We start from the raw sequence: 18,091 nt of genomic DNA on the forward strand, positions 1-18,091 counted from the left end.
ACCTGCATGCTACATAAACCGAACCAGCTAGGGGCCGGACTTGTTCCTCGGGAATGTTCGGTAGAAATTTGTGAGCGGGGGATGAGTGGCTCGCGTGCCCCCCGGCGCGCTATGCGGTTCAGTTCGAATTCCGTCCTGGCACGTGCGGCGGGAAAACCGGGGCGGCTTCTACGTCCGTCACCTATCCATCGCGAACGGCTCATGCTCGGGAAGGTGATGATGCAGCACTTCGACAAGGTTTCGCTTGTCGAATGTCTGCCCGCACATTGGACAGAACTCCAAATGCCCCGGTTCGTCGTTGTCCGGCGACCCGTGGATTTTGCCTTTCATAGTTGGCGGATTGTGCTTATCCCGTCTCACGTCGTCACCCATCATAACCTGTTGGGATAGCCCGACGGCATTTGGGGGACGATTGGCCGCTGGGCCTACCTACCGGCTGAGAGCGTTCGCCCCAGCTGGGCCGGATTATACGCCCGTTCATGCATCATTGCTAATTTAATAAAATGATCATGGTACGTTCCCCTAGGCGCCAGTGCGATCGGGCCTAGACTCGATTCCGTGCGTAAACCAGTGAGTGCAAGGGCCGCCTCGAGTTCATTCCGCCGATGCAGCCCAAGCTGGTTTCAAAGCGAGGGCGAACAGCCGGTGCCGAGCAAAGCCGTCGAACAAGCGATCTGTGACCGACCCACTTGAACCGGCCGAAGCCGCACCCGGCGCTTGAATAATTCAACCGCTGCAAAACTCAAGTCTGATCAAGCCGAAAAATCTGTAGACTAAAAACCCGCTCGTTACAGAACTTGCAACTTCGGGCCAAAGTGGTGCCCCGAACGGGAGTTAGGCTGTACCCTATCTCCCCGCCGTCCGGGGAGCCAACTGGCATTCGGGGTTTGCGGAACTTGTCGCTTGTTAGGGGACACCGCGAACCCCATGAAGTCAAAAGCGTTTCGGGATTGGCTGTTTGCTGAGATGCATCCAAACGACGCCCTTATGGCAAGACTGAAATGCGCCCAAGAAGAGCCACCAGTTCCGCCTGACGTTTCGTTTCGGTCTTGGCGAACAGCGAGGCAAGCTGGGAGCGGATCGTGGTGCGGCTGAGGCGCCAACTGCGGGCAATTTCCAAAGGCGCATCGCCCTGAGCCAAACGCAACGCGAGGTGCGTTTCCGCGCTCGTCAAGCCAAACATCTTTTGCAGTGTCTGAGGATTTGGCCCCGACCTGTTCTCGCGGTCCAGCAACGCCACAATGCTCGTTCCGTCAGGAGCGATAAACCCGTTCTCGTCCAATATTACCGGCCTGTCGCCGCTGCTGCGGATCACTACCCACGATAGTGAGCCCGGCAGGAAATGGGCCGGAACATTCGCGATCAGCCGCCTCAAGGCCAGCGAAAGCCCGCTGGCCGTATCGGCCACTTCGCCCTGGCGCTCCAGCGTGGTTTGAGCGGCGGCGTTCCATTCGACCACTTTCCTCTCGCGGTTCAGCACGAGATAGCCACAGCCGATGCGATCAAGCATGCCGGTTATGGATTCTAGGCTGCGTGCTCTTGGCTCCCCGACCCCTGCGCTCAGTCGATCTGATTGACGATCTGGATAGGCATAAGAGGGCCCCTTTGTATGCGCCTCACGGTCATACTTGGTCCTCATCACAATGTATCGGTTGCCAGCTGCAGCTTCAGTGTGTCTATCGATCAGAGTCATTTTCTACCCCTGCCCAAAGTTTCACCAGCCCGAAGCAAATGGATTCCTCAACCACGCTTCCACAATACGCGGTTCTATACGAACCAAATTGAAGATTGTCGTTAGCTTCGCATCCAGAAACTTATCTCGGAATGCATTTCTTAAGATTTTCTTCATGCCGCCAAGCTGCCGATAGTATTCCTGCTCACCTGTTTCCGACACCACACAGCCCTCCCACGAAAGGGCAAGATTATCAGAACTTCGTACAGCTCTTTTATCTCAAAACTGACCATAAATATGGGAGATCCCCATGACCACCACCGCCACCACGCCCCGCTCAACGAGCGTTACGAGCACCACCGAGTCAGCCAAGCCGTATCGCGGACGGCGGATGTCAATTTCCCGAAAAGCTCAACCTCAGGGGGGCAGCACAGTAAGCAATCTGCCTACGGTCTGCAGGACTAGCATCAACAGAAAAACCCAAAGAACGACCCAAGAACCCCCGCCACCATAACGGTGCGACGCTTGCCTCGCATGCTTCCTCCCTAGAAAGCGCTTCTCCCTCAGGGACTAGACATCGCTGCTAGCTAGAAAGCCAGCTAATTGTCGTGGGGGTGTTGCTTGCTCGACCACCAGATCAGGTAGATTGATCCCATCCTAAGCACCGGGACGCGCCTGTCGCGCTCGCGGGTACCAACTCGCGATAGGTTTTCACCTTCAGAGGCGCGACAACGCAAAGTTCACCGGCCCGGCCAAGCGCCGACTATTTGACAAGCGCGCAAATGGCATATGCTGTCAGCGTCCAAGCTGTTGGGGGCGTAGTGGCTACATGCGCTTGTGCTACCCACCCCGGAGCTGGGGAAGTAACCGGCAAGCTCCTAGAAATTAGAGCATTTGAATTTGACGCGCTGGCACCGCCACCTATCACGACTTTTGGCTTGGGACACCAAGCCTGTGCGGATTTGTCTGGGCTTGTATCACTCGCACTTGCATAATGGGTGATTTCCCAACCGCTGACGCCGTCCTTCCCCGCTGGACCCTCAGCCCCCATTGCACCTTTAGGTCCCTGCTTGCCGGGCAGACCTTGTGGACCGACAGGCCCTTGGGGCCCTGGGGGCCCCGCCGTTGCGCAACCTGCAAGCAAGGCGACACATGCTAGAGTGGTAATAATTCTCATGACCACCTCCCCGGTTTCCCGGTGAGTTTGACGACAAAAACATTCGCCAAATCGAGCGAATGTATCACCACGCGATTGTCGCGGATAGGAACGCGATCGGCGGCTAACGGAACGTCGTATATGCGCCGTGACGACGGGCAGCCAGCAATCGTGGCGTAGAGTGTTGACGCACCTTCCTTGCGGCCTCTTTCAAGGTTATCGGGTCATCGTCCAGTATGTCTTCTCGGTTTCGCCTCATGTGAAACCCTTGCACAATTCCCAGGCGCTCGCCCGGTCATTTTTGCCCGCCCCCGGGCGCCGACAACGCTGCGTCCTTCTTCTTTTTCAAGCGCTGAGGCACTTTAGATCGGACCTCCGCTACGCCGTCAGCAGACTTCTTCCGCAATTGAGGCGTAACAAATTTGTCGGTGATGAAGTGTTCCAAGCTGCCAATGAGAGGATCGAGATCCTTGAACGAAGGGCTCCAGCCACGATGGGCGGAAGCATTGCCGGCATTTATCAGCACCTCGAAATCGTCGCGTTGTAACGGGGTAATCAGGCCCGAGTCCTCCATAGTTTTGATCTTGGCTTCAAATGCCTGCTCTGGATCGACGCCAAGAACTTCCGATGCCACATCGAAGGCAGAGCGGATCCCGATTGCTGCGAAGATATTCAGATCGTGGTCAAGAGCTTCATAAATCTGAAACAGGCAAGCTTCTAGATCGGCTGATTTGTCATGCTCAATGTAGCTATTCAGCCTGTCTAACCAGGCAGGCCGGTCGCGCTTAAATTTAGCCGGCCAGCTCTTAACTAGAATGTCGTGCTCATACTCGACGTTTCCAGCGCTGTCATATCCAACAGGATAGTGCGACTCGGAATCGGTGAACTCCGACTGGGCAAAGACATGATCACAGCCGCAGCAGACGAGCAGATACCAATCCTTCCACCAATCGTAGTTCCCTTCGCTGCCAGTTACGCGGTGGTGACCTTTGATTTCACAATTCCGCTCGCCTTTGCACGATGCGCAGAACGCTTTCTGCCTTGAACCGATTCTGTTCTGCTCGCTCACGCAGCTGCCCTTGTAATTCACGCTATTTAGATAGACCTTGTCGCAGGAAATGAGTGAGAGCGCGAGCCAGAACAACCGAGGAACGAGTTGCTACGCTTTTTGCAACGCAACGCTACGGTATCGAACGGGACGAGGCGTCACGAACAGCGCAAGCAAGCTTCGAAACCGTTGAGGGATAAGGCTTTGCGGGTACGCGGCGGGATGGCTAGGGATGGCTGGTAGCGAATTTCAAGTCCGGTGCCTTGGCAACAGCGCGTCGCGACTGAACGGATTCATGCGACGCGCCTTCCCGCAGCCTTTTGCCGACGAGACTTGACCGCCTCAAGCAGTTCGCGCTCGCTGGTGTGAGCATTTCGAAAAATGGCCACAACCATTACTGTCAAGATTTCGGCGGCCGGGTCCAAAGGGTCGAGATGCTCATCCGCGCAGACCTGATCGAACACGCGTTCGCAAATAGCCAGGTCATGAGGGCTGAGGCAGGTGCGATTGAAATGCCGACGCAACATCTGTTCGAACCTTTTCAGGGCCCGCTACCGTGCTTGCGGCGGGCTTTTGCTGATGAACCGCTGAAGCGATGGCTGTCTAAATGACAATGTCATCGGCAGTGCATAGGAATCAATTTACTTGGTTCCTGATTGCTCCGTTATTAATCCTAGCATAATCGCACACTCACGGGCTTTATATTGTCCGGTAATCATAAGTCTATAGTAATCCTGCCGCTTGTTTTCCGGGACGTGAAATCCGCGCCGAAATTCGGCTGCCTCTTTCGGAGTTCGAGTGCAACCGAGTTTGCTGGCGGTGACTTTCAAACTCGCCAGTGAGCATCCGACCTTTGCCGCAATGTTTTTCAACGGCTCGTTGTTACCGTATCCATCCAGAATTATCCTGCGACGAGCTTCGCTGTTGAGCCTAGTGGCCATTTTGGTGGTCTCCTCAACTGATATTCCACGATGCCCGATTCTATACGCACCAGGTTGAAGAGTGTCGTTGGCGTCGCATCCAGAAACTTATCTCGCAATGCATTTCTTGCCGTAATCCAGCGTGATCGCCGTTTCAGTCGACTCGAGTTCACCAGTCTTGCCAGATGCCCGAAGTACACCACATGATTGAGACGGGCATGGGCATACCCGATTCGGATATGGCACCACGCGATGGACACTAAGAGGCAAGACGAGGTCCGTGCGGGGCAGCCGCGGGACCGTGATCGGCGTCGTTGGCCACGCGAAGATCAACCCCACAATGAGGACGCTCCATCGCCCGCGCCGGCGTTCGAACCTCTGCCCTTTTCGACGCTGGAACTGGCGCCAGAGGATCAGTTCGCCGCTTGGCAAGCGCATATGGCGCCGCTTGTCGAGGTCAGGTTGCCGGATGACAAATCGTTGAACGATGGCTTTCCCGCCGACCACACGGCTTGGAATCTCGGTGGCATGCTGATGATTCAACAGCGCGCGCCGGCACATAGCTTCATGCGTTCCGCCGCGAAGCTCCGATCCAGTTCGATCGATCACTGGTATATCGTCTTGCCTCGTACCGGCCGGTCGTGGACGGAGATCGATCGCCGCGTTGCGGAAAACCAGCCGGGCAAGTTGGAGATCAGATCACTTGGCTATCCGTTTCGCGGGAGGGTAACGGACTCGGAAAGTCTCGTTCTCTATCTGCCGCGTGATTTGTTCTCTGATGCGGCGTCAACCCTCGATGCAAACAACAATTCAATTCTGTCCGGTAACTTTGCCAACCTCTTGGTCGACTACGTCAACAGCATCGAAGCAAGGCTGCGCAGTCTCACCGCTGACGATCTACCCCGCATTGTACACGTAACACGCAGCATGATCATTGCCTGCCTCGGGCCTCCGGCCGAACAGGCTGCGGCCGCCGAACAATTGAGAAGTGTCGCCCTAATGGAGCGAGCGCGTCGATACGTCCAAAACAATTTGGATGCAGCTCATCTCACACCGGATTCAATGTGCCGGGCGCTCGGCGTATCGCGCTCTCGTCTCTATCAGGTGTTCGAACCGAGCGGTGGCGTTCTCCATTACATACAAAGTCGCCGCCTTATGGCAGCCCATGTTGCTCTTAGCGATCCAGCGGACAGGCGGCGCATTGTTGAAATTGCTGAGGCCTTTGGGTTTAGTTCAGCGGCTAATTTCAGCCGAGCATTCAGCAAGGAATTCGGTTACAGCCCCCGCGAAGGCCGCAGTACTGTGGTATTGCCGCGCCCCGCCCACTCTGTTTCGCATGCCGGAGACAAGGAGGCCTCTTCCTTTGAAGGTTGGCTCAAGGCGCTCGGAAACTGATTACAGGATCGCGAAGCTGATTGGGCTGACTCAGAAGAGGGGTTCCCCGGGCCGCGAAGGTCCACGCCGCCTCATGGACCACAATATCTTCGTGTCGCGCCTACTGCGCATCAATCACACAGCTGATTCTGGCCAATTCACGGTTTGTTAACGAACTGTGACGGTTCATCGTTATCGATAATTTGCCGCCAATCACGGCGGAGAATACATGGAACTAGGCTGCGGGCGGCTCTTATTAAGACTGCGATTTGAAAGTTTGCCAAGCTTGACAGTTATGCTATTTTTAGACTGGGGGGCGCGAGTCTGCACCGCCTATGGAGGTGGTTCTTGCCCTCAGAGGCTTCAGGCGTCGGCACGGAGAGTGAGGGGCCTTCCTCGAGCGATGCTCCAAGTGTCGGCGAAGGGGTTCTCGCAGACCTTTTGGCGAACACGACCGAACTTTTGTCGTTCTATGACCGTGACTTTCGCCTGACGCACTACGCGGCCAGGCTCAAAGCATTGTACGGAGGCGCGGTAGCGCCGGGCGCCGCCGTCTGGGAGATCTACCCGAGCTTTCTCGATACGAGCTATCGCGACGAATTTCTTCGTGTGTTCCAGGGTGGCTCTCCGGCCAGCATCGACTTGCCGCGATCATCGGGCGGAGCGCACCGGTCCGTTTTTGTGTTCACCACGGCAAATGGTGCGGGAATCATCGAATTAAGGGAGGACGGCGGGCGGAGCGCAGCGGAGGAACAAGAGCATGTAGTTCTACTCCATCAGGCGACGCACGACGTGCTGACCGGACTGCAGAATCGGCGGCGATTCGGCGAGCGGCTGCAGCAGGCAATGGCGGCCCTCGGCGGATCAAAGCCGAAAGCCGCCCTTCTGCAAATTGACCTCGACGATTTCAAGGCGGTCAACGACACGCTCGGCCATGGAGCAGGCGACACTCTTCTTCAACTCGCGGCGGGTCGTATCCGCGACGCGCTGCAAGACGGCGAATCCGCTTACCGGTATGCCGGCGATGAGTTCGCTGTCATCCAATTGGGAAAGGAGCAGCCAGCAGAGGCTGAACGCCTCGCCGGATCTCTAGTCGACGCGTTCAAGGACCCGTTCGTCATCAACGGCATTCCCGTGTTCGTCGGCTCGAGTATCGGAATTGCTTTCGGGCCGGAGCACGGGACAGATGGCGAACAGTTGATGAAAGCCGCTGACATTGCTCTTTACGCGGCCAAGACTGATGGACGCGGCTGCGCTCGAACATTCAACCGTTCGATGCTGCTCTTGCTCGAGCAACGCGAGAATCTCAGGCGCAGCCTTCGAACCGCGCTGGAGCGCGGCGAGCTTTATCTGGAGTATCAGCCGCTCATTCGGCCTCCCTCGTCAGTGACGGGTTTCGAAGCGCTGCTGCGGTGGCGGCACCCCGAGGTCGGAATCATTCCACCCAACGTGTTCATACCGATCGCCGAAGCCGACGGTCTGATGGACGAGATTGGACGATGGGTGCTCGAGGAAGCCTGTCGCCAGGCGTTGACGTGGCCTTCCTCGCTGACAGTCGCAGTGAACTTGTCGCCGGCTCAGTTCCTCAGCGGTTCGCTGACGGACACCGTCGCTCAGGTCGTCGACGCAGTTGGGATTGAAGCCGACAGACTTGAACTTGAGATAACCGAGAGGGTTCTACTTGAGAAGACGATCGACAATATAGACACATTGAATACGCTGAATGTCTTGGGAATACGAATATCGCTAGACGATTTTGGAACATACTATTCTTCGTTGGGCTACCTTAAAAATTTTCCCTTCGATACGTTGAAGATAGATCAGTACTTTATTGCGGACTTGGAGACCGATCTCAAAAGCCAAACGATCGTGCGATCGATCATGAATCTGGCGCACGGCCTCGGGATAAATGTCACTGCCGAGGGGGTCGAGACCCCGGCACAGGCACGGTGGCTGATCAAGGAGAATTGCGATTGCCTGCAAGGCAACTTCCTGGGAAAGCCGCTTGGAGCCGAGGCGATCAGCGGTTTCATCAGGCGGTCCCCGCTGAGGGTGGTACGCGCGATGGAGGAATCAAAACAAGCGCTCTAGCGCCTTGCGCCCTTCGTTAACGGTGAGGCGGAGATTTGTAGAACGATCGAGGCAGATACCGCGCAATTCTTCGAGTCGGTGCGAGACTGACTCATTACGGGCGCGGGAAATTTTTCATCGCGGAGGCCATCACCCCGCGAGAGCTCAATACTGATGGAACAAGTGAGGATGCCGATGGGACCTGTTCATCATGACCTGGCTGGTGAGCCGATTTTTGAGCCGATGATCCAGATCGACATGGAAATCAAAGCTTTTGTCTCCGCTTGGAAGCATTGCGATTATGTCTCGACATACGTGGCCCGGATGATCAGTCAGAACAGGTCAGACTCGGTCCACCATTCAAATCTCTTTTCCTCTGCCTTCAACGAATTGCTGGAAGTCGCCTTTCGTACTCGCCATGCCGACGGCGAACTGGCATGCAGGGTGTCTCGCCATGGCGCGACAGATAGGATCGAGTTAACATTTCCTTGCGTGCCAGAGGAGCGCCAATTCTACGAAGAAGCCGTGTCGCAGTTCGCAGGAATGGAGGCCAGAGAGCGGTATCTCAATTCGGTGTCTGGGGATCTCGCGCCGAGCCGCGAGGTCGTACTCCTGGAATTGGCTGTTGACTACAACGCGACACTCTGGATCGACGACGCCGACGGCGATGCAATCAAGCTTGTCGTGGACCTTCCGCTTGAGGGCTTGCAACATTGAGCCCTTACGACCTTCTCCCGCGCTTCAAGGCGCAATACGACGCCAATAACCAGGAGTTCTCCATTTCGGGAGTGGTCCGGCCTCAGGCGATCGATGAGCTTGGGCCGAGCATAGCATTGCTCCGCGATGCGATCGGCCATGTGCGCGGCGTTCTCTATGTCAATGTCAGGCGCCTGACGCAGATGAACAACGCTGCGTTTCACAGCTTTTCGAGGATCATCATCGACGCTTGTCGCGCTCGACCCGATCTCAAATTCGTGGTCATCACGTCAAGCGTCGTCGGATGGACCTCGCGAAAATTCGGTCGCCTGAGCGCAATCGAACCGAACATCACGGTCGAGGAGTATGACACCGAATTCTATCCGGGGCAGGGTTTCCTTGAGGAAGGCGGGTTCGTACCCATCCTGCGCACTCAGACAAAGTTGACGTGGCGCCACGAGCGCGCAATCTTGCCGCGACACGGCATGAGGTCCGGGATCGTCATGGCTGACATCTGTTGCGGGATCGGTGATTTCGCCGTGCTCGCGCAGAAGGAGTTCCAGCCGTCGCGGATCGTCGCCCTCGACCACTCCATATCAAGCCTGAACTATGCTCGACGAGTGATGCGGGAGTTCGACATCCGGGGCATCGAATATACCTATGGCGATGCGTCGGAGATGCTGCTCGACGAAGCGCAGTTCGACTTGGTCACCTGCCGACATTCCCTTCAAATCTTCAATCGACCTGAACTCATTCTCAAGGAGCTCTACCGCATCTGCAAGCCGGGCGGTCGGGTCTATATCACCAACGAGAAGAATTCGCATTGCCTCGGCGAGCCGCGCGCCGAAAGCATTCGTTGGACCTACAACGAGGTGGCGAAGCTGTTCGGGCATTTCGAGATGGACGTCGAGCTTGGACCCAAGAGCCGGCGATACCTGATCGAAGCCGGATTTGAAGACATCCGTGTGGAGACTTTCATGGTCACTAACCTGGACGGGGATCCGCAGGACTTCGCCGATGTCATTGCGGCCTGGGCGGACGTCTATGCGGGCGAGATGGCGACCAGACGCGGCGATGGACCGGAGTTCGTCGCACGGTTCCGGCAGGGCTTCGAGGATCACATTTTCGCTGCGCTCCACCCCAAGGGTTATACGGGTTGGCCGATCTGGGTCGCATCGGGGCGACGGCCGCAATGAAAGCCGACGATGAGCCTACACCGCGATTCGGCCTGCGCTCCTTTCGAGCGAAATTCGTATTGGTCGTTGGCGGCGCCGTGCTGTTCGATCTCCTTTTGAGCGGTGGCCTGGCGCTTTGGAATGTTCAAAAACTGTCGCGCGACGCCACATCCGAAGTCGGTGAGGGCCTGACGACCGCAAACCAAGAATACATTCGTTCCTATGCCGAATCGACAGCGTTAAGCGTCGACCTGCTGCTCGATCGAGTCCATGGGGACGTCAAGGCGCTGGCGGGCGTGCTGCAGGCCCAGATCGACGATCCAAGCAGGCAACAACAGGTCGGGGCCACGCTTTCGAAGGAGGTGCCCGGCTCCGTGAGGGTCGTCTACGACGCACAGGGCGATTGGGCACAGAACCTGCCGGGAGCGCCTTCCGTGGTCAGCGTCTGGGGCTACCTGCTGGGCGCTGACCACAGTCCAATGCCAAGCGTTCAGCGGGAAATAGAAGACAGCACCGTGTTGGACCTCGTTGCGCCGACGCTCATGTCCAGCGGGTCGTCCAAACTGCAAATGTACTATATTGGTCCAAAGGAACGGCCGATCTTCAGGACCGTACCGTATACGGACCAGGCACAGACCTTCGACCGGCTCTATCCAGGCCACAACAAGGCGGAGTTCTGGGAGTTTTTCTTTCCGGGAATCTATGGGTCATGGCAGCAATGGGCCAAGGATCCAGCCTCGCGTCCGGTCCCTGACGATATCACCCAGACAGCGCCTTACACCGATGCGATCACGGGAAAGCTAATCGTCAGCTTTTTCCACCCGCTGTGGACGCGCGATCGCACCGGTATCGCTGGTACGGCGGGAGCAGACATCACTCTCGATCAACTCGCGGAAGTCGTCGAACGTGTGAAGATCGCTGAGACCGGGTTCGGCTTTCTCACAATGTCGACTGGCAACGTGGTGGCGATCAATCCGGCAGGCCAGGCAATCATCGGCCTGACTTCATCGAGCGATGCGGGCACCCAGGGCGTCACCGGCCTGGAGAGGTCCCTGCGCGGAAGTACGCAGCCGGCTATCGCGTCGCTGCCTCTCGACCAGAACAATGACGGTGTCATTCAGCATGTCATGCTCGGCGACAAGGGCGAACGCGTACCCTACATTGTTGTCCTCAAAAGATTGAAGCCGACCAATCTGTGGAGTTCGGGACCGATCAAGTCCGAAATGATGTCGGTCGGGATCGTCGTTCCCGAACGAGAGATCTATGCATCCCTGTTCGCCGCGCAGAAGAGTATTTCCCGCGCAACCAACCGTATCCTGCTCTTTCAGATCGCCGCGATCGTCGTTTCGCTTCTGATTGTTTTTGCCGCCGTGCTCGGAATTTCGAAGCGGATCACCGCGGGCCTCAGGGCGCTTGCCAGCGCCGCCCAGCGGCTCCAGTCCAAAGACTATTCAGTCCGCGTGAGCATCCCAACGCGCGACGAAGTTGGAGCGGCAGGGGTCGCTTTCAATCGCATGGCTGAGCAGATCAGCTTTCACACGGAAAACCTCGAGCAACTCGTCGACGAACGAACCAGGGAACTTGGGGACGCAAATCAGGAGATTTCCGCACTCAACGAAAAGCTGCAGGACGAGAACGTTCGCCTTGGTGCCGAACTCGCGGTCGCCAGACAGATCCAGATGATGGTCCTGCCGAAACAATTCGAACTAGAAGCGATTCCGGGGCTGGAGATCGCAGCCTACATGCGGCCGGCCGACGAGGTCGGCGGCGACTATTACGACGTCCTGCAGAACGGGCCCCGGGTCAAGATCGGCATCGGCGACGTGACCGGTCATGGTCTCGAGAGCGGCGTGCTGATGCTGATGGTCCAATCCGTTGCACGTGCGCTGCAGGAGACCAACGAGGGGGATCCGCACCAGTTTCTCGATCGATTGAACAGGGCAATCTACAAGAACATCGAGCGGACGAACTCCGGCAAGCATCTCTCGTTGGCCTTTCTTGACTTCGAGGATGAGCGGGTAACGCTATCCGGCCAGCATGAGGACGTTCTCGTCTTGCGTGCGGATGGGGAAGTTGAACGTATCGATACAATTGATCTTGGTCTGCCGGTTGGCTTGGAGAATGACATCTCGAAGTTCATTGCCACGCGTGACATCCTGTTCGGGAGCGGCGACGTGATCGTGCTGCACACAGACGGTGTGACCGAGGCCGAAGCCCAAGACAGAGAATTGTTCGGGTTCGAGCGCCTCTGCCAGAGCGCACAAAAACGTCACGGCGGCAGCGCCGAGGACATCAAAACCGGGATCATCGACGATCTGATGGCCCATATAGGGGTCCAGAAGATCCACGACGACATCACCCTCGTGATCATAAGGCACAAATAGCCATGACAACGCTGTTCGGTACTCCTGACATTGCAATCGGGATGAAGGAGAGCGCCAGTCGCGTGCGGTTGTACGACGGACCTCTCGACTTGAGTTGGCGTCATTGTGCTACGACCGCGGACTTCATCGCCGATCTTTTCGCGTTGCGCTTCCGGTCGTCCCGCAATGACTACATAGAAGTGCGGCACAGTATCGGATATCTGGTCAACGAACTCATCGAAAATGCCGTCAAGTTTCGCGCACCAGGTGAGATCTTGATCGAGGCGTCGATGGATTCGGAGTGCTTCAAGCTCAAAGTGTCGAATGACGTCGATGGTGAAGATGCCTCTAAGTTCCAAAGTCTCCTGGCGGATCTCACTGTTGGCGACCCCATGGACCTGCTGATACAGCGAATTGAAGAGAATGCCGCCAACCCCGACATGGCAGGCTCCGGACTTGGATTGCTGACGTTGATGAGCGACTACGGCGCACGCCTGGCTTGGATATTCAGCGCCGCCGACGAAAGCGATCGGCTTTGCGTGGAGACATATGCCTCTATTCCGATCTCGCAAATTCACAACTAGAAGAAACGAAGCCAGGCTATGGAAATCAAGACAGACGACTACCGTGTGTGGACTGAAGGAAGCGAAATTTTCTTCGACGGTGCAATGCGGCTTGCCAGTTCCGAGGCCGGTGCGCCTATCACGGCGTTGGCGACCAGTGTTCTTGCCTGTAATCCCGCTTCCATTACGCTCAATCTGAAGGACCTTCACTTTCTAAACTCTTCCGGCATCAACCTGCTGGCGAAATTTACCATCGAGGTGCGCAAGCATCCCGATGTTCGACTCGTCGTGCGTGGAACGCCCGACATACCCTGGCAATCGAAATCATTGCCGAATCTGAAGAAGCTGCATCCCGCTGTGGTGCTTTTGATGGACTGACGAAGGTCGTGCGAAATTAGCCAAAGGCGGCGTGCAAGAGCGCTGCAAGAGCGAGATATGTACGCCCGGATAAGTATTCGGATGCGAAGCTAACGACAATTCGGCCACGTGCGCAGATGCTCGCAATGGCTTGGCGGGGGCTGGCACAGGCGGCAGGCGTCCGGGTTGGGGGGATGTCGGGCCGCCTGTGCCGATTAGCCGTCGCTGCGCAGTCAAAGGTGGCGTCATTGAGTAAGCGTGCCAAGGTCAACGGTGGCCGGCTGGAGTTCATTCCGCCACAGATCCCGACTTGGGTCGAGCAGCCGCCCGAAGATGGGGGATGGGTTCACGAGATCAATCTTGACGGCTACCGAACGCAGCTCATCATCGACAAAGACGGCGTGCGTCTTTACAACAAGAACGGCCGTGACTGGACCACGAAATACTGGCCCATCGCGCTGGCTGTCGAGCTGCCATGCCGGGCTGCCATTATCGACGGCGAGGTCATTGTGCCAGGCGACCAGGGCGCTCCCGATTACCCCGCGCTGGAAGCCACGATCTGGAACGAACCCAGCCGGCTGGTGTTCGTCGCGTTCGACATCCTCCATCTCGACGGTCGCAATCTAGCCTCCTTGCCCCTGCTGCAGCGCAAGCAGGCGCTGTGGCAACTGGTTGAGCACGGCCTCGGCAAGATCCAGTACAGCGAGCATTTCGAGGACAGTGCGCTAGCGATCTTCCGCGCGATCGAGAAGATGGGGCTCGAGAGCATCATCTCGAGGCACGCCGACAGCCGCTACAGGAGTGGACCGTCGAACACATGGCTGAAGGCCAAATATTTCGAAGAAGCCGATTTCTGAGCGTCGACGACCGCCTCTGGCGCAACCGCAAGCTGAGCACCCAAGCGTTGTAGATGCTCATCGATGCTCGCTTCCACATTCACGAGGACACGGGTGAGCGCTACCTCCCGACGCCGCTCGCCGAGGCGATCGGGCAGGAGATGGATAGCGACGAGCTGGCGATCTCAGACTCGACGCCGCTTTGACGCTTCGGCGCCGCCCCGCCTGGGCGTCAACTTCGGACACCGAACCCTCGTCGGAGCACGCCCGTACACTCGTTGCGCAGATGATCTCAGACCCTGAGCAGCCGGCGGACCAGTAGCCGATGATCGAAAACGGCAACGTCCATCTGCCGAAGGAGGCCCACTGGAAAGATGACTTCCTGCTCGAAATCTTGGCGTTGCCGCACGGCGAGCACGACGACACAGATCGATCCCATTACGCAGGCACTGATCTGGATGAAGGACGACGTAGAGCCACGCTATGCCGCGATCTGTCATGTGCAGATTTGCTAATTGAAAGAGTGGATCAGATCGAGCGAGGTGACGGTGACAGCCAGACGAGCTTGCACGCTGAGAGCCTGGGAGCGTTCGTTCCCATAAGTGTGGCGTCATTGGTTCGGCCACTGGCGAGGACAGCGGGAACTTGCTACTCTCCACCTCATGATCGCTGCGTCTGCTTTGCGGTAGGAGGTCGTGAACGAGTGGAATGCATGGGCGGGCGCAGCCGGTCAGGTTTGAAGCGCCCAACGCGTATGGGCAGAGCGAGGTACGGCCGCTCCCATGACGACGCTTTACCCGCCGCGACTGATCGTCGTTGATGATGAGGAGGGCGTGCGAGAAACGCTCGCCGAGTATCTCGGCCAGCAGGGCTTTGACGTAAGGACCGCGGAGGGTGGTCGGGCACTCGACGCTCATCTGGCAGCCGCCCCTGCGGATCTCATCATGCTTGACGTCAACATGCCTGGCGAAGATGGCTTTGCCATCGCGCGCCGCTTGCGCGGGACCAGCTCGGTGCCGATCATAATGGTCACGGCTGCCGGTCACGTGATTGACCGCGTCGTCGGGCTTGAGATCGGCGCTGATGACTACATTACGAAGCCGTTCGACCTGCGGGAACTGCACTCGCGGCTTAGGGCGGTTTTGCGGCGGCTCAAGACAGGCAACGCGGGTGACTTGCCCAATGCGGGACCAGTTGCCGGGGCCAATCGGATGGCGTCGCAGAAAGAAAGGCTGATTCCGTTCGGAAGGGTGATGCTCGATCTTTCCGGGCATTGCCTGGTGGCTTCCGATGGCCAGAGGCAGCGCCTGACGTCAATGGAAACAGACCTCTTGAGAGTATTCGTGGAAAACCCGCATCGCGTACTCAGCCGCGAACACCTTTTCGAGTGCGCTTACGTCCGCGCAACCGAACCTTTCAACCGAAGCATCGATATCCGCATCACGCGGTTGCGTCGCAAAATCGAGATCGACCCGGCCAAGCCCGAAGTCATTCGGACCATCCGCGGTGTAGGTTACCTATTTGCCCCACCCCAGACGCCCGAATGATGGATGAACCCCTGGACCTGGTTGAACAGGTGGTCACAGGCGCTGGAGCGGGCCAAACGAGCAATTTCGACGCGCCAGATATTCGCGTTCTGCGCGCCCTCCTCGACGCGATGCCGGCCTGGGCCGTATTCGTCGATCGCAATAACACCTATCGATATGCAAACGGCAAATTTCTCGAGTTCGTGAAGCTACCGATGGATCGGATCATCGGGCAGCACATGGCCGATGTGCTCGGACAGCCGGTGTATGAGTCCTACTCGGGAATCGCGGCGAAGGTCTATTCTGGAGACAGAGTTCGCTGGGAAGATTGGGCGCACTATGGCGAGCTGGGCAGGCGCTATATTCAAGAGAACTTCGTTCCCTTCATGTCCGCCAGCGGACAAATCCAGGGCGTCATAGCAATCGGTCTCGACCTCACAGAACACAAGCTACGCGAGCGCGAGCTCGCCGAGCGGCTCGAAGCGCAGACCGCAGTGGAAACCATGTCCTCCGCGATCATCGCATCCGCGCTCGACTGCGTTATCGTTATCGACGAAGACGGCCGCGTCGTCGAATTCAATCCCGCCGCCGAGACGGCCTTCGGCTATAGCCGCGAAGCGGTTGTCGGCAAGCCGATCGCTGAATTGATCGTTCCTGAGCACCTGCGTGCTCGACACCATGCCGGCATGGAACGTTACATGGTCACCGGTGAAGCGGCGGTCCTAGGCCGCCGGTTTGAGATCGAAGCAATGCGTTCCGACGGTTCCTTGCTTCCGGTAGAACTAGCGATAACGGACGTGCGGCTCCCAGACCGCAGGTTGTTCACGGCTCATATTCGTAACTTGACCGAGGTCCGCCGTGCCCAGGAGGAGATCGAGCGACAGCGCGACGCGCTGCATCAGAGCGAGAAGCTTGCGGCTCTAGGCTCGCTGCTCGCCGGTGTCGCGCATGAGCTCAACAACCCGCTTTCAATTGTCACCGGTCAGGCGCTCATGCTGCGTGAAGCTGCCAACTCTTCGCCGCTGCGCGATGCCGACCTCCACAAGATCGCCGAGCGCGGTGCAAAAATCGAAGCCGCGGCGGAGCGCTGTGCCCGAATAGTGCGCACTTTTCTCGCCATGGCCCGTCAGCGCGCTGGCGAGCGGCGTGAGGTTGACCTTTCCACTTTGGTTGATGGGGCGATAGACCTTCTTTCCTATGGCCTCAAAACGGGTGGCATCGAACTTGGCAAAGACGTCCAGCCCGGCCTGCCGCGCGTCTGGGCCGATGGCGACCAGATCCATCAGGTTCTGGTTAATCTCGTCCTCAACGCCCAACAGGCGCTCGAGGAAATCTCTGGCCCGCGCCGGATCACCGTGGCCGTTCGGTACGATCCTGCCAGATCCACAGTCGCCCTGACCGTCAGCGACAACGGCCCGGGCGTTCCGGAGCAGATCCGCAATCGCATTTTCGATCCGTTCTTCACCACGAAGCCGCAAGGTGTTGGTACGGGTATCGGCTTGGCCGTTTCCCGGGGTCTGATCGAGGCCCAAGGGGGAAGCCTGGTTCTGCAGGCATCACAATTGGGCCGGGGCGCCTCTTTCCTCGTCGAGATCCCGGTCGGTGCAGCCGCGATGTGGGCAATCGAAAGAATTCCTGAACCGATCGACAAGACGACGCCCGAACCCAATGTCCGGCGGGCTCTTGTCGTTGACGACGAAGACGAAATCGCAGGCATTCTTGCTGAACTCCTCGACCGGGAGGGTTTCACCTGCGACTTATCACCGAGTGGCGAGGACGCGAAAGAGCTTGTGCGCACCAATGACTATGACGTCATCCTTTGCGACATCCGAATGGCCGATGGTGATGGGCCGTCATTTTTTTACTGGCTTCAGGAGGCGAAGCCTCATCTTGCACGCCGTATTGGCTTTGTCACCGGCGATACACTTGGCCCGGCCGCCGGCCGGTTCCTCGAGCGGACCGGGTGCCCGGTTATCGAGAAGCCGTTCCGCCCGGAGGACGTGTCCCGCCTGGTCCGGCTTCTTGCAGATGACACGTAACTCCGCCCTGAATTGCGTCGATGCGAAATCCTATGCGAACCCGCCCACTGCTCGATCGTAAAAATGGTCGAGAGCGCAACGCCTGGCGGCAAGCCGGGCGGCTTCAAGCAATTCCTCGCGACCAAGGCGCCGTCGCTGTAGGCGTGAGATGACCACGCGCGCAATCATTTCGGCGTCGCCCCTTGGCTCCGCTGCTGTGTTAGCTTTGTTTGGCACATGCCGTATTCGCCCTAAGAGAACGCTCCGCTATCCTGAGTGTCCGACAAGCAGGCTGACATGGAGATGAGCCGCGCAAA

General features: G+C 57.7%; 15 protein-coding genes. 11 read left to right on the forward strand and 4 right to left on the reverse strand.

Annotated features, from left to right (window positions below):
• Positions 1-985 precede the first annotated feature (985 nt).
• The 4 genes from E5W70_RS05645 to E5W70_RS05660 form a co-directional block, all read right to left on the reverse strand.
• On the reverse strand, positions 986-1,510 hold the full coding sequence (locus E5W70_RS05645) for a helix-turn-helix transcriptional regulator (protein WP_292655046.1): 525 nt from the start codon (positions 1,508-1,510) through the stop codon (positions 986-988).
• Positions 1,511-1,714: 204 nt separating this feature from the next.
• Positions 1,715-1,894 (reverse strand): hypothetical protein, encoded by a 180-nt coding sequence (locus tag E5W70_RS05650; protein WP_292655048.1) that lies wholly within the window; start codon positions 1,892-1,894, stop codon positions 1,715-1,717.
• Positions 1,895-3,123: 1,229 nt separating this feature from the next.
• Entirely contained in the window at positions 3,124-3,897 is a 774-nt protein-coding gene (locus E5W70_RS05655; protein ID WP_292655050.1) for a DUF4145 domain-containing protein, read from the reverse strand.
• Positions 3,898-4,517: 620 nt separating this feature from the next.
• Complete coding sequence (locus tag E5W70_RS05660) at positions 4,518-4,817, reverse strand: hypothetical protein (RefSeq protein ID WP_292655053.1); 300 nt, start codon at positions 4,815-4,817, stop codon at positions 4,518-4,520.
• Between the two features lie 231 nt (positions 4,818-5,048).
• Between E5W70_RS05660 and E5W70_RS05665 the strand changes: the two genes are divergently transcribed.
• The 11 genes from E5W70_RS05665 (at position 5,049) to E5W70_RS05715 (ending at position 17,795) form a co-directional block, all read left to right on the forward strand.
• Positions 5,049-6,191 (forward strand): helix-turn-helix domain-containing protein, encoded by a 1,143-nt coding sequence (locus tag E5W70_RS05665; RefSeq protein ID WP_292655055.1) that lies wholly within the window; start codon positions 5,049-5,051, stop codon positions 6,189-6,191.
• Between the two features lie 420 nt (positions 6,192-6,611).
• Entirely contained in the window at positions 6,612-8,261 is a 1,650-nt protein-coding gene (locus E5W70_RS05670; protein ID WP_292655057.1) for a bifunctional diguanylate cyclase/phosphodiesterase, read from the forward strand.
• A gap of 153 nt (positions 8,262-8,414) precedes the next feature.
• Positions 8,415-8,957 carry a ubiquinone biosynthesis methyltransferase UbiE gene (locus E5W70_RS05675; protein WP_292655060.1) on the forward strand — a complete coding sequence of 181 codons (543 nt, stop codon included), beginning with the start codon at positions 8,415-8,417 and terminating at the stop codon, positions 8,955-8,957.
• On the forward strand, positions 8,954-10,132 hold the full coding sequence (locus E5W70_RS05680; protein ID WP_292655062.1) for a class I SAM-dependent methyltransferase: 1,179 nt from the start codon (positions 8,954-8,956) through the stop codon (positions 10,130-10,132). Before E5W70_RS05675 ends, E5W70_RS05680 begins: the two co-directional genes overlap by 4 nt.
• Complete coding sequence (locus E5W70_RS05685) at positions 10,129-12,495, forward strand: SpoIIE family protein phosphatase (protein WP_292655064.1); 2,367 nt, start codon at positions 10,129-10,131, stop codon at positions 12,493-12,495. The genes E5W70_RS05680 and E5W70_RS05685 overlap by 4 nt, the downstream gene beginning before the upstream one ends.
• A 2-nt stretch (positions 12,496-12,497) precedes the next feature.
• Entirely contained in the window at positions 12,498-13,058 is a 561-nt protein-coding gene (locus E5W70_RS05690; protein ID WP_292655066.1) for an ATP-binding protein, read from the forward strand.
• Positions 13,059-13,076: 18 nt separating this feature from the next.
• Positions 13,077-13,415, forward strand: coding sequence for a hypothetical protein (locus tag E5W70_RS05695; RefSeq protein WP_292655068.1), 339 nt, complete (start codon positions 13,077-13,079; stop codon positions 13,413-13,415).
• 173 nt (positions 13,416-13,588) lie between these two features.
• Positions 13,589-14,251: a DNA ligase gene (locus E5W70_RS05700; protein WP_292655070.1), complete on the forward strand. Its 663-nt coding sequence runs from the start codon at positions 13,589-13,591 to the stop codon at positions 14,249-14,251.
• Between the two features lie 53 nt (positions 14,252-14,304).
• Positions 14,305-14,436, forward strand: a complete 132-nt coding sequence (locus E5W70_RS05705) for a hypothetical protein (RefSeq protein ID WP_292655073.1) — start codon at positions 14,305-14,307, stop codon at positions 14,434-14,436.
• Positions 14,437-15,012: 576 nt separating this feature from the next.
• A complete protein-coding gene (locus E5W70_RS05710) occupies positions 15,013-15,777 on the forward strand; it encodes a response regulator (protein ID WP_292655074.1) in 765 nt (254 codons plus the stop codon).
• Positions 15,774-17,795 (forward strand): PAS domain S-box protein, encoded by a 2,022-nt coding sequence (locus E5W70_RS05715; protein WP_292655077.1) that lies wholly within the window; start codon positions 15,774-15,776, stop codon positions 17,793-17,795. The genes E5W70_RS05710 and E5W70_RS05715 overlap by 4 nt, the downstream gene beginning before the upstream one ends.
• The last annotated feature ends 296 nt before the right edge of the window (positions 17,796-18,091 follow it).

This window comes from Mesorhizobium sp., from assembly GCF_005063415.1.
In the GTDB taxonomy this organism is placed as follows: Bacteria; Pseudomonadota; Alphaproteobacteria; order Rhizobiales; family Rhizobiaceae; genus Mesorhizobium.

Excerpts from the sequence above, each read along its gene's own strand:
- E5W70_RS05645 (WP_292655046.1), bottom strand. The coding sequence starts at position 1,510 with ATGCTTGATCGCATCGGCTGTGGCTATCTCGTGCTGAACCGCGAGAGG.
- E5W70_RS05715 (WP_292655077.1), top strand. The coding sequence starts at position 15,774 with ATGATGGATGAACCCCTGGACCTGGTTGAACAGGTGGTCACAGGCGCT.
- E5W70_RS05690 (WP_292655066.1), top strand. The coding sequence starts at position 12,498 with ATGACAACGCTGTTCGGTACTCCTGACATTGCAATCGGGATGAAGGAG.
- E5W70_RS05705 (WP_292655073.1), top strand. The coding sequence starts at position 14,305 with ATGCTCATCGATGCTCGCTTCCACATTCACGAGGACACGGGTGAGCGC.
- E5W70_RS05660 (WP_292655053.1), bottom strand. The coding sequence starts at position 4,817 with ATGGCCACTAGGCTCAACAGCGAAGCTCGTCGCAGGATAATTCTGGAT.
- E5W70_RS05675 (WP_292655060.1), top strand. The coding sequence starts at position 8,415 with ATGGAACAAGTGAGGATGCCGATGGGACCTGTTCATCATGACCTGGCT.
- E5W70_RS05710 (WP_292655074.1), top strand. The coding sequence starts at position 15,013 with ATGACGACGCTTTACCCGCCGCGACTGATCGTCGTTGATGATGAGGAG.
- E5W70_RS05665 (WP_292655055.1), top strand. The coding sequence starts at position 5,049 with ATGGACACTAAGAGGCAAGACGAGGTCCGTGCGGGGCAGCCGCGGGAC.
- E5W70_RS05700 (WP_292655070.1), top strand. The coding sequence starts at position 13,589 with ATGTCGGGCCGCCTGTGCCGATTAGCCGTCGCTGCGCAGTCAAAGGTG.
- E5W70_RS05685 (WP_292655064.1), top strand. The coding sequence starts at position 10,129 with ATGAAAGCCGACGATGAGCCTACACCGCGATTCGGCCTGCGCTCCTTT.
- E5W70_RS05695 (WP_292655068.1), top strand. The coding sequence starts at position 13,077 with ATGGAAATCAAGACAGACGACTACCGTGTGTGGACTGAAGGAAGCGAA.